General features: G+C 62.6%; 9 protein-coding genes. 7 read left to right on the forward strand and 2 right to left on the reverse strand.

The genetic code is table 11. The features are described 5' to 3' along the window. Positions 1-80: 80 nt before the first annotated feature. From GR183_RS11145 to GR183_RS11160, 4 genes are all read left to right on the forward strand, one after another. Positions 81-2,504 (forward strand): Tex family protein, encoded by a 2,424-nt coding sequence (locus tag GR183_RS11145; protein ID WP_160775636.1) that lies wholly within the window; start codon positions 81-83, stop codon positions 2,502-2,504. A gap of 395 nt (positions 2,505-2,899) precedes the next feature. Next, positions 2,900-4,237 (forward strand): aspartate aminotransferase family protein, encoded by a 1,338-nt coding sequence (locus tag GR183_RS11150; RefSeq protein WP_160775637.1) that lies wholly within the window; start codon positions 2,900-2,902, stop codon positions 4,235-4,237. 113 nt (positions 4,238-4,350) lie between these two features. Next, a complete protein-coding gene (locus GR183_RS11155) occupies positions 4,351-4,731 on the forward strand; it encodes a type II toxin-antitoxin system RelE/ParE family toxin (protein ID WP_202395989.1) in 381 nt (126 codons plus the stop codon). Next, the gene (locus GR183_RS11160; RefSeq protein ID WP_202395990.1) at positions 4,728-5,069 is read left to right on the forward strand and encodes a helix-turn-helix domain-containing protein; all 342 of its coding nucleotides are present in this window, start codon (positions 4,728-4,730) and stop codon (positions 5,067-5,069) included. The genes GR183_RS11155 and GR183_RS11160 overlap by 4 nt, the downstream gene beginning before the upstream one ends. A gap of 14 nt (positions 5,070-5,083) precedes the next feature. Here the strand turns inward: GR183_RS11160 and GR183_RS11165 are convergent, their stop codons facing one another. Together GR183_RS11165 and GR183_RS11170 are read right to left on the reverse strand one after the other, a co-directional pair. Continuing rightward, a complete protein-coding gene (locus GR183_RS11165; protein ID WP_160775638.1) occupies positions 5,084-6,331 on the reverse strand; it encodes a CaiB/BaiF CoA transferase family protein in 1,248 nt (415 codons plus the stop codon). 72 nt (positions 6,332-6,403) lie between these two features. Continuing rightward, positions 6,404-7,768: a formimidoylglutamate deiminase gene (locus GR183_RS11170; RefSeq protein WP_160775639.1), complete on the reverse strand. Its 1,365-nt coding sequence runs from the start codon at positions 7,766-7,768 to the stop codon at positions 6,404-6,406. A gap of 156 nt (positions 7,769-7,924) precedes the next feature. Between GR183_RS11170 and hutI the strand changes: the two genes are divergently transcribed. Genes hutI through hutG form a run of 3 tightly spaced genes read left to right on the forward strand, consistent with a single transcriptional unit; the run spans position 7,925 to position 11,444 of the window. Next, entirely contained in the window at positions 7,925-9,094 is a 1,170-nt protein-coding gene (gene hutI / locus GR183_RS11175) for an imidazolonepropionase (protein ID WP_244313714.1), read from the forward strand. Next, positions 9,094-10,641, forward strand: a complete 1,548-nt coding sequence (hutH, locus tag GR183_RS11180; RefSeq protein WP_160775641.1) for a histidine ammonia-lyase — start codon at positions 9,094-9,096, stop codon at positions 10,639-10,641. The genes hutI and hutH overlap by 1 nt, the downstream gene beginning before the upstream one ends. Next, positions 10,638-11,444 (forward strand): N-formylglutamate deformylase, encoded by an 807-nt coding sequence (gene hutG, locus GR183_RS11185; protein ID WP_160775642.1) that lies wholly within the window; start codon positions 10,638-10,640, stop codon positions 11,442-11,444. The genes hutH and hutG overlap by 4 nt, the downstream gene beginning before the upstream one ends. The last annotated feature ends 10 nt before the right edge of the window (positions 11,445-11,454 follow it).

The following is an 11,454-nucleotide window of genomic DNA, read 5'->3' on the forward strand; positions in this document are numbered from 1 at the left end:
TTTCCGCCGCGCCGGCAGGCGTATCTTCCCGCTCTTCAAGAACGGTTTATGCTGCCATCCGCCGAATTTCAGAGCCTCAGATGACCGATATCGATAGTTTCGCCTCCCAGCCTTCGCCCTCGCCCAAGGCTTCCGCTCTTCCGCCCGAGGTGGCGCTTCGCATCGCAAGGCGCATCGCGGATGAAATCGGCTGCAAACCGGCACAGGTTTCCGCCACAGTTCAGCTTCTCGACGAAGGCTCGACCGTGCCCTTCGTCGCGCGCTACCGGAAGGAAGCGACAGGCGGGCTCGATGACACGCAACTCCGGATGCTGGAAGAGCGGCTGATCTATCTTCGCGAGATGGAGGATCGCCGGACCGCGATCCTCAAATCCATCGAGGAGCAGGGCAAGCTCGACGACGATCTTGCGGGAAAGATCGCTTCCGCCGACACGAAGGCCGCACTTGAGGACCTCTATCTGCCCTTCCGCAAGAAGCGGCGCACGAAAGCGCAGATTGCGCGCGAGGCCGGGCTGGAGCCGCTCGCCGATATGCTCCTCGCCGATCCGTCGATTAATCCTGAGAAATCCGCGGAGGCATTTCTCGACGCGGAAAAGGGATTTCCGGACGCCAAAAGTTCCCTCGACGGCGCGCGCCAGATCCTCATGGAGCGTTTTGCCGAAGATGCCGCCCTTGTCGGCCGCTTGCGGGAATATCTTCTGAAGAAAGCGGTGGTCCGTTCCCGCGTGGTCGAAGGCCAGGAGGAGGCGGGTGCGAAATTCTCCGACTACTTCGCTTACGAAGAAAAATGGTCGGATATCCCCTCGCACCGGGCGCTGGCGCTCCTGAGGGGGCGGAACGAGGGCATGCTGGCGCTTGAGCTCGTGGCCGATGCCGACGATCCGTCGCCGGTCAAGCCGGCCGAGCGCATGGTGATGGAGGCGACCGGGATCGAGGATCGGGGCCGGGCGGCCGACAAATGGCTCGGCGATGTCGCCCGTTTCGCCTGGCGGGTGAAGATCGCGCTGCATCTCGAACTCGAACTCATGAACATGCTGCGCGAGCGCTCTGAAGAAGAGGCGATCAAGGTTTTCGCGCGAAATCTGAAGGATTTGCTGCTTGCCGCACCTGCCGGCGCCAAGGCAGTGCTCGGCCTCGATCCGGGTGTCAGGACGGGCGTGAAGGTCGCAGCCGTCGACGCCACCGGCAAGCTTGTCGATACCGCGACGATCTATCCTTTCCAGCCGAAGAACGACGTCATGGGTTCGCTCGCCGTGCTGAAGGCGCTGGTGGCGAAGCACAGGGTCGGGCTGATTGCCATCGGCAACGGCACGGCAAGCCGCGAGACGGACAAGCTCGCCGCCGACCTTTTGAAGGAAATCCCGGCGGATCAACGCCCCGTCAAGGTCATCGTCAACGAGGCGGGCGCTTCCGTCTATTCGGCAAGTGCCTTGGCGGCAAAGGAAATGCCGGATGTCGACGTTTCGCTGAGGGGCGCGGCGTCGATCGCGCGGCGGCTTCAGGATCCGCTTGCCGAACTCGTGAAGATCGAGCCGAAGTCCATCGGCGTCGGCCAATACCAGCACGACGTCAACCAGACGAAGCTCGCCCGTTCGCTCGATGCCGTCGTCGAAGACGCGGTGAATGCCGTCGGCGTCGATCTCAACACGGCATCCGCAGCGCTTCTGTCGCGGATTTCAGGGCTGTCGGAAACGCTTGCCGGCGCCATCGTCACCCGCCGCGACGAGGTGGGCGCGTTCCGCTCGCGTAAAGAGCTTCTGGCGGTGCCGCGCCTTGGGCCCAAGGCGTTCGAGCAATGCGCCGGCTTCCTGCGGATCGTGGGCGGCGACAACCCGCTCGATCAATCATCCGTTCACCCGGAGGCCTACCCTGTTGCCGAGCGGATCGTGAAGGCTTGCGGGCGACCGCTGAAGGACGTGATGGGCAATGCATCTGTTCTGAAGGCGCTTGATCCGCAAGAATTCACCGACGACAAATTCGGCCTGCCGACGGTGAAGGACATTCTGACGGAACTGGAAAAACCGGGCCGCGACCCGAGGCCCGAATTCAAGACCGCGACCTTCCAGGAAGGCGTGGAGACGATGGCGGATCTGAAGCCCGGCATGGCGCTGGAAGGGACGGTCACCAATGTCACCAACTTCGGCGCATTCGTCGATATCGGCGTCCATCAGGACGGGCTGGTCCATGTCTCGCAGCTTGCCGACCGTTTCATCTCCGACCCGCATACGGTCGTGAAGGCGGGCGATATCGTGCGCGTACGGGTGATGGAGGTCGACATCAAACGCAAGCGCATCGGCCTTTCCATGAAAAAGGACGGCGGCGAGGCGCGCGGACGCGAGCGGGGCGAAACGCCACCGCCCAGAAACAACGCCCCGCGTGGCAAACCGCAGGGCGGCAAACCGCAGGGCGCCAAGTCTCAAGGCGGGGGCAACCGGCGCGATACGCCGCAGGGCGACGGCGCGATGGCAGCCGCCCTTGCAGCGGCGATGAAACGGAAGAAGTAGAGCGAGGGCGCAAACCAAATTCGGTTATCACCCTCACCCCAGCCCTCTCCCTTCGAGGGAGAGGGGGCGAATACGGCACGTTCAGCACCGGATACCAAACGTTTTGGCAATCAAGGAATGCCTTGAGATCCGCCAAGTATATGCCACATCTCTCATCACCTCTCCCTCGAAGGGAGAGGGAAGGCGCGCATGCGCCGGGTGAGGGTGAAGAGTGTGCCCAAGTCGGTTGTAAACGGGGTTTTTCCATTCAGCTCCACTTTTAGTGACATGACAGAGTTCGATTACCCCTTGAAATTATCCCCCCGCAGTTGCTTCCATGCGAACCTCACGAAAATTACGGTGCGGATGATGCCGCGTCGGCCATAATTGGATCGGTCGATCCAGGAGCCTGTCTTATGTCCCATATCTTCCCCCGCCACACCGCCATGCGCCCGCCGCGCGCCAAAAAGGGCGACGGTTGCTACATCGTCGACGAGACCGGAAAGCGCTATTTCGATGCCGGCGGGGCGGCGATCGACTGTCTCGGGCATTCCGACGAGAAGGTGACGAAAGCGATCAAGGATCAGCTCGACAAGATCGCCTTCGCCCATACCGGTTTCTTCACGAGCGATTCCGCGGAAGCGCTGGCCGACAGGTTGGCGGAATTCGCGCCGGGCGATCTCGACAGGGTCTATCTCGTCTCCGGCGGCTCGGAAGCGACGGAAGCGGCGATCAAGCTTGCCCGCCAGTATCACCTGGAGCGGGGCGAGGGAAAACGCGCGCGCATCATCGCCCGCCTGCAGAGCTATCATGGCAATACGCTCGGCGCTTTGTCCGCCGGGGGAAACATGTGGCGGCGCGAGCCCTTCGGCCCGCTTCTGGTGGAGATGTCGCACATCGACCCATGCTACGCCTATCGCGGCCAGCGGGATGGTGAAAGCCTGGAGGACTACGGCCTGCGCGTCGCCAATGCGCTGGAAGCTGAAATCCTGAAACAGGGGCCGGATACGGTCGCGGCCTTCATTGCCGAACCTGTGGTTGGCGCGACCATGGGCGCGGTTACCGCCGTTCCGGGGTATTTCAAGCGCATCCGTGAGATCTGCGACAAATACGGCGTGCTGCTGATTCTCGACGAAGTGATGTGCGGCATGGGCCGCACGGGCTATCTCTATGCCTGCGAGGCGGACGGGATCGCGCCGGATATTCTTTGCATCGCCAAGGGATTGGGTGCCGGTTATCAGCCGATCGGCGCAATGCTCTGCACGAAACAGATCTACGAGACGATCGAGGAAGGTACGGGCTTCTTCCAGCACGGCCACAGCTATATCGGGCACCCGACGGCTGCCGCCGCCGGTGGGGCGGTGCTCTCGCGCCTTGTCGATGACGGGCTTCTGGAGCGGTGCCGCGAGATGGGCGGCAAGCTGGAAACTGCCCTTCAAGAGCGCTTCGGCCAGAATCCGCACGTCGGCGATCTGCGCGGGCGCGGGCTTTTCCGGGGTATCGAACTGGTCGCCGACCGAGAGACGAAGGAACCCTTCGACCCCTCGCTCAAGATCAACGCCGCGATCAAGAAAGCGGCGTTCGCGCGCGGCCTCATGTGCTACCCGTTCGGCGGAACGATCGATGGAAAGCGTGGCGATCATATCCTCGTCGCGCCGCCCTTCATCATCGAGGATTCCCACGTTGATGAAATCGTCGACACGCTCGACGGCGCTATCAAGGATGCGCTTGGTGCGCAGGGAATCGCGGCCTGAGCGGGCTTTCGCTAAGGGGAAATATGAAATATGCCATATCTGGCTTGATTTTCTAAGCCAGATATGGCATAGTCTTTAACATTGGAAGATAAAGAATTTCGAGGGCCAAGTTATTGAGGCGTAAGCCGGTTATCTGGGTGGGGGAGAGCCAGAAAACGATCAGAGCATTTCCCGAGGATGTGAAGCGTGAGATAGGATTTGCTCATCAGTCCCAAGAAGGAGGAAAGGCGATATCCGCTACCCCTATGGTTGGATTCGGAGGGGCGGGAGTATTGGAGATCGTCGCCGACTACAGGACGGACACTTACCGTTCCGTCTATACCGTGAAATTCGGGGACATCGTTTATGTGCTCCACGCGTTTCAGAAAAAGTCGAAGAGCGGCATCAGCACGCCAAAGAAAGAACTCGATCTCATCAAAGCTCGTTTAAGGAAGGCTGAAAACCATTATCGAAACTCCTTGAATAATGCTGCTGACAAGGAAGAGGGCATATGAGCGCGAAACCGGAAGACAGCATGACTGAAGAATTCACCGTCGGCAGCGGTGACGTGTTTGCCGATATTGGGGTTGAGCTCTCTGCGCAGGATGAGCTTAAGATCGGTATTGCTTCAGCCATCGCGCGTATCGTTCATGAGCGTGGTTTGACCCAAATGCAGGCTGCGCGTTTGGTCGGAACGGATCAGGCGAAAATGTCCGCTATCCTGCGCGGGAGCCTGAAAGGCTTTTCGATCGATCGGCTGGTGAGGATATTGGTCGAACTGGGAGCTGATCTCGATATCCGGATATCCGAAACGAAAGACCATGCTCGCGGCAAGATCCGCATCGGTGCATAATATCAAGCGATCGCCTAACCGCCCTTCGCTTTCCTCTGCTCAATCGCACCCGAGGCTTCCAGCGCGATGATTTCCTCATCCGAAAGCCCGAGCACGCTCTTGAGAACCTCTTGCGTGTGCTGGCCGAGCGCGGGCGGGGCGGTGTCGCAGGAAACGGGCGTCTTCGAATAGCGGATCGGGTTTCTCACACCCGGTGCCGTGCCGCCGTCGATATGCGGCAAGTTGAGTTCAAGCTGCCGCGCCTTCACCTGCGGGTTTTCGAAAACCTGGTCGATGGTGTTGATCGGCCCACAGGGAACGCCGACCGCTTCAAGCGCTGAAATCCAGTCGTCCGTCGTGCGACTCTCGATAATTTCGGAAAGCATCGGCACGAGTTCCTCGCGGTGGTCGAGACGCTTCAGGTTTGTGCAATAGCGCTCGTCCTTCGCGATTTCCGGGCAGCCCGCCACGTCGCAGAAACGGTCGAACTGCGTATCGTTGCCGACGGCAAGGATCATGTGCCCGTCCTTCGTGGCGAAGGCTTGATAGGGTACGATGCTCATATGAGCGTTGCCGTAGCGCTTCGGCACTTCGCGCGAGACGAGATAGCTTGTCGCCTGGTTGGCGAGCGTGGCGACCTGAACGTCCAAGAGCGCCATGTCGATATACTGGCCTTCGCCGGTACGCTCCCGGTGCACGAGGGCACCGATCACGGCGATCGCCGAATAAAGCCCGGTCATGATGTCGGAGAGCGCGACGCCCGCCTTTTGCGGGCCGCCGCCCGGCTTGTCGTCGGCCTCGCCCGTGACCGACATCAGCCCGCCCATGGCCTGGATCATGAAATCGTAGCCGGCCCGGTTGGCGTATGGCCCGTTCTGGCCGAAACCGGTGATCGAGCAATAGATGAGGCCCGGATTGACGGATTTCAGGCTTTCATAGTCGAGGCCGTATTTCTTCAGGCCCCCGACCTTGTAGTTCTCGACGAGAACGTCGCAATTCTTCGCAAGCTCGACGACGAGCCTGCGGCCTTCCTCGCTGGCGATATCGACTGCAATCGACTTCTTGCCCCGGTTGGCGGAGAGGAAATAGGCGCTTTCGCCGGTGCGGTCACCGGCCGGGTCATGCAGGAAATAGGGACCCCAGTTACGGGTATCGTCGCCCGTTTTCGGCCGCTCTATCTTGATGACCTGCGCGCCCATGTCGGCGAATGTCTGGGTCGCCCAGGGGCCGGCGAGCACGCGGGAAAGATCGAGAACGCGGATATGCGAGAGCGGGCCGGGCATTTCAGGTCCTTATGCGGAAACAGATTGTTCGTTCCGAATTTCTATCCGGCCCCGGTGCGCAATGCCAGAGCCTCAAAGGCTCTCGCGCAGCCGCTTCAGCACGACGCGCGCGCGCCCCTCTATCGCCTCGCGGCGGATGTGCCGCCCTCCCTGCACCATGTGGCGTCCGGCGGACCAGACATCGGTGATGAGGCTATCGTCGGCGGCGAAGATGAAGGCATCGACGATCGCATCGCCAGAAAGCCCGTCGAGTGCGAGATCGGTGGCATCGAGCGCTACGAGATCGGCAAGCTTTCCTTCAGCGATCTCACCGGAATCGCGCGCCAGAGCCTGCGCGCCACCTTTGGCAACGCGCTCCAGCAGAGTGCGGCCCACGGACTTTCCGCTTTCCGCCAGAACGGCGCGGGCGCGTTCGCCAAGGCGCTGCGAATATTCGAGCGTTCTGAGTTCTTCGGCCAAGCTGATGCGCACGTTTGAATCCGATCCTATGCCGAATGCGCCTCCGGATTCGAGGAAGGTCCTGCCGTTGAATATGCCGTCGCCGAGGTTGGATTCGGTTATCGGGCAGAGCCCCGTTACCGCGCCGCTTTCCGCCATGGCGCGGGTTTCATTGTCGCTCATGTGGGTTGCGTGGATCAGGCACCAGCGCTCGTCGACCGGCATGTTTTCAAGAAGCCAGGCGACGGGGCGCGCACCGTAGGCAGCTTCCACCGCCTCGACCTCCGCCGTCTGTTCGGCGATATGAATATGTACCGGGCCACCGTCGAGGAGGCCGCAGACGGCGGCGAGATCTTGCCGGGAAACAGCGCGCAGCGAGTGCGGGGCGACGCCGAGGCGGGCGTCGGCGGGCAGGCTGGAGAGCATTTCGCCGCAAATGCCGATCAGTCCGTCGAAACCGTCGAGAGAATTGCGAAAACGAAGCTGGCCGCCTTCAAGGGGGCGCCCGTCGACGCCGCCGCGCTCGTAAAGAACCGGCAGGTGAGTGAGGCCGATGCCCGTTTCGATAGTCGCCGCCATGATCCTGAGCGAGGTCTCGGCCGGATTGTCGTACGTGCCGCCGCCCGGCGCATTGTGGACGTAGTGGAATTCGCCGACGGATGCGTAGCCTGCCTCCAGCATCTCCATCTGAACGAGGGCGGCGATCGCCTCCATGTCGTCGGGCGTCAGATGTTCCAGAAAGCGGTACATGAGCTCGCGCCACGTCCAGAAGCTGTCGCGCGCGCCTTCGCCGCGCCGCTCCGTCAGGCCTGCCAGCGCACGCTGGAAGGCGTGACTGTGAAGGTTGGCCGGTGCCGGCAAAAGCACGCCCACGCGGCGTGCGGGCGCCCTGTCCGGACCGTCGCCGATCCTGGAAATGCGCCCATCGGAGGCGATTTCGACCATGCAGTCGCGGGCCCAGCCGGATGGCAGCAGCGCGTGGTCGGCGTGAATCTTCATGGCTTTTCGTCCCTCAACACGGTCCCACGATTGTGCGCCTATTCTTTGTGATTGACAATTATGTATATACATATTTTAGTCAGGGCACCACCCATTAGGGTTTGCCGGGAGGGGAAAGTGACTCAGCGTCTCTTAGTCGATTGCCGCGCCGCCACGATGGTCGAGGGGACCAGCCCCTATGGCCTTGTCGAGGATGCCGCGATCGCGCTGGAAGGCGAGCGCATCGCCTGGGCAGGCGCCCGCGCCGACCTGCCGGCGCGGTTTGCCGATTGGCCCGGTGAAACGCTGGAAGGTCGCGTCGTGACGCCCGGTCTCGTCGATTGCCACACGCATCTCGTCCATGGCGGCGACCGGGCGAAGGAATTCGAGATGCGCCTTGAAGGCGCGTCCTACGAAGAGATCGCAAGGGCCGGTGGCGGCATCGTCTCCACCGTTTCGGCAACGCGCGCCGCAAGCGAAGACGATCTGGTCGCCCAGAGCTTGCCGAGGTTGGACGCGCTGATCGCCGAGGGCGTCACCACCGTCGAGATCAAATCCGGCTACGGCCTTTCGATCGATGACGAGATCAAGATGCTTCGTGCGGCGAAGCGGCTTGGGGATGCACGCGACTTCAGGCTGAAAACGACCTATCTCGCAGCCCATGCCGTGCCTGCGGAATACAGGGACCGGCCGCATGAATATCTCGATGAGGTCGTTCTGCCCGGCATGGACCGGGGCAGGAACGAAGGGCTGATCGACGCCGTCGACGGCTTTTGCGAGGGGATTGCCTTTTCTCCGGCAGAAATCGCCCATGTCTTCGACCGTGCGGTGATGCTTGGCCTGCCGGTAAAGCTGCATGCCGAGCAGCTTTCGAACCTCGGCGGGGCGAAGCTTGCCGCTTCCTACGGCGCGCTCTCCGCCGATCATCTCGAGTATCTCGACCGGGGCGACATCGAGGCGATGGCCGGGGCCGGAACCGTCGCAGTGCTTCTTCCCGGCGCGTTCTACACGCTGCGCGAGACGCAGCTTCCCCCGGTGGAGGCGTTGCGCGAGGCGGGCGTTCCAATCGCCGTCGCGACCGACAGCAACCCCGGCTCCTCGCCGATGACGTCGCTGCTTCTCGCCATGAACATGGCCGCGACGCTCTTTCACATGACGCCGGAGGAGGCGCTGGCCGGCGTTACGCGAAACGGGGCGAAGGCGCTTGGACTTTCCGACGAGATCGGCACCATCGAGGCGGGAAAGCGCGCCGATCTCGCCATCTGGAACATTCGCGAGCCGGCGGAACTTTCCTACCGGATCGGCTTCAATCCGCTCTATCGGCGTTATTTCGGAGGCACGGCGTGATGGAAACGCTTCAACCCGGAAAGACAGGACTTGCCCAGCTTGAACGGATCTACCGCGAAGCGGGTCCTGTGAAGTTCGATGCGGCATGCCGGGCGGCGGTCGACGCAGGTGCGCGGCGCATCGCCGAAGTCGCGGCGGGCGACGAGCCCGTTTATGGCGTCAACACCGGCTTCGGCAAGCTTGCGAGCGTGCGCATTCCGGCAAAGGATGTCGAGACGCTGCAGCGAAATCTCATCCTGTCGCATTGCTCGGGCGTGGGCGATCCGCTTGCACCGGAAATCGTGCGCCTGACGATGGCGCTGAAGCTCCTGTCGCTTGGCCACGGCGCATCCGGCGTGCGCTGGACGGTCGTCGAACAGATCGAGGCGCTGCTGGAAAAGGGCATCACGCCGATGATCCCGGCGCAGGGCTCGGTGGGGGCGTCGGGCGATCTCGCCCCGCTTGCCCATATGACGGCGGTGATGATCGGCGAGGGCGAGGCCTTCTTCGCCGGAGAGCGTATGCCGGGTGCAGCCGCTCTCGAACGCGCGGGGCTCAAGCCGATCGTGCTTCTGGCGAAGGAAGGCCTTGCGCTCATCAACGGGACGCAGGTCTCGACCGCACTTGCGCTGGCGGGACTATTCAAGGCGTTTCGTGCCGCAACTTCGGCGCTCGTCACCGGATCGCTCTCCACCGATGCGGCGATGGGGTCCGCCGCGCCCTTCCGTCCGGAAATCCACGAGCTTCGCGGCCAGCCCGGCCAGATCGAGGCGGCGCAGGCGCTTCGCGCGCTGATGGAAGGTTCCGAAATCCGCGAAAGCCACCGCGAGGGCGACGAGCGCGTGCAGGACCCTTACTGCATCCGCTGCCAGCCGCAGGTGGACGGGGCCTGTCTCGACCTTCTGCGACAGGCGGCGGGCACGCTTCGGCGCGAGGCGAATGCGGTAACGGACAACCCTCTGGTCCTTTCCGACGGTTCGGTGGTCTCGGGCGGCAACTTTCACGCGGAACCGGTTGCCTTCGCCGCCGACCAGATCGCGCTGGCGGTCGCCGAAATCGGCTCGATCTCGCAGCGGCGTATCGCACTGCTGGTCGATCCGGCCCTGAGCTTCGGCCTGCCGGCGTTCCTGACGCCCGAACCGGGGTTGAACTCCGGCCTCATGATCGCGGAGGTCACCTCGGCGGCGCTCATGTCGGAAAACAAGCAGCGTGCGGCTCCCGCCTCCATCGATTCCACGCCGACGTCCGCCAACCAGGAAGACCATGTCTCCATGGCCTGCCATGGCGCGCGCCGGCTTCTCGCCATGACCGATAATCTGGCGCGTATCATCGGCATCGAGGCGCTGACGGCGGCTCAAGGCGTGGAGTTTCGCGCGCCGCTCAGGACGAGCCCGGAGCTTTTGAACGCGCTCTTTGAAATCCGCAAGGCGGTGCCGCGCCTCGAAAAGGACCGCTATCTTGCAGGAGACCTGGAGCGCGCGGGCGAACTCGTCGCCAGCGGGCGGCTTGCGGCATGCATTTCGCCGGGCATCCTGCCGGCGCTCGACGAAGGGGAGGGAAGGGCATGAGTGCAGTCGAAGTCGTCGAGGGTTCTTCGCCGGTCGTCCTGGCCCTGCCGCACACGGGCATCGATATTCCGCGTTCGCTGATGAGGCGGCTGAACCTTCGCGGGCACACGATGGCCGATACCGACTGGCATATCGACCGCCTCTATGCCGGCCTCCTGCCGGAGGCGACGACGGTGCGCGCCACCTTCCACCGCTATGTGATCGATGCGAACCGCGATCCGGAAGGCGCAAGCCTTTATCCGGGGCAGAATACCACCGGTCTCGTTCCCGTCACCGATTTCGACGGCGAGCCGATCTGGACGGAAGGCGAGGTGCCGGGCCCGGCGGAAACCGAAGAACGCCTGCGCCTGTTTCACGAGCCTTACCACAAGGCGCTGAAAAGCCAGATCGACAGGGTGAAGGAAATGCACGGCGTGGCGATCCTCTACGATTGCCACTCCATTCGTTCGAACATCCCCTTCCTGTTCGAGGGAACGCTGCCCGACTTCAACATCGGCACCAACGAGGGAAAGACCTGCGCGCCGATCGTCGAGGAAACCGTTGCCGAGATTTGCAGCAAGGCGCATGCCTACACGAGCGTGCTGAACGGACGCTTCAAGGGTGGCTGGACGACGCGCCACTATGGCCGGCCCGACGAGGGCGTTCACGCCATCCAGATGGAGCTTGCCCAGTCCACCTACCTCGAAACCGAGGATACGCCCTTTCACTACTCGAACGACAAGGCGCACCGCCTGCGCCCGCATCTCTCCGAAATCCTGCACCGTCTGGAGCGTCTGGCGCTCGACGGCAAGCTTGGAAACTGAAGGACATTCG

It is taken from the genome of Stappia sediminis, assembly GCF_009826895.1.
GTDB classification, from domain to species: Bacteria; Pseudomonadota; Alphaproteobacteria; order Rhizobiales; family Stappiaceae; genus Hongsoonwoonella; species Hongsoonwoonella sediminis.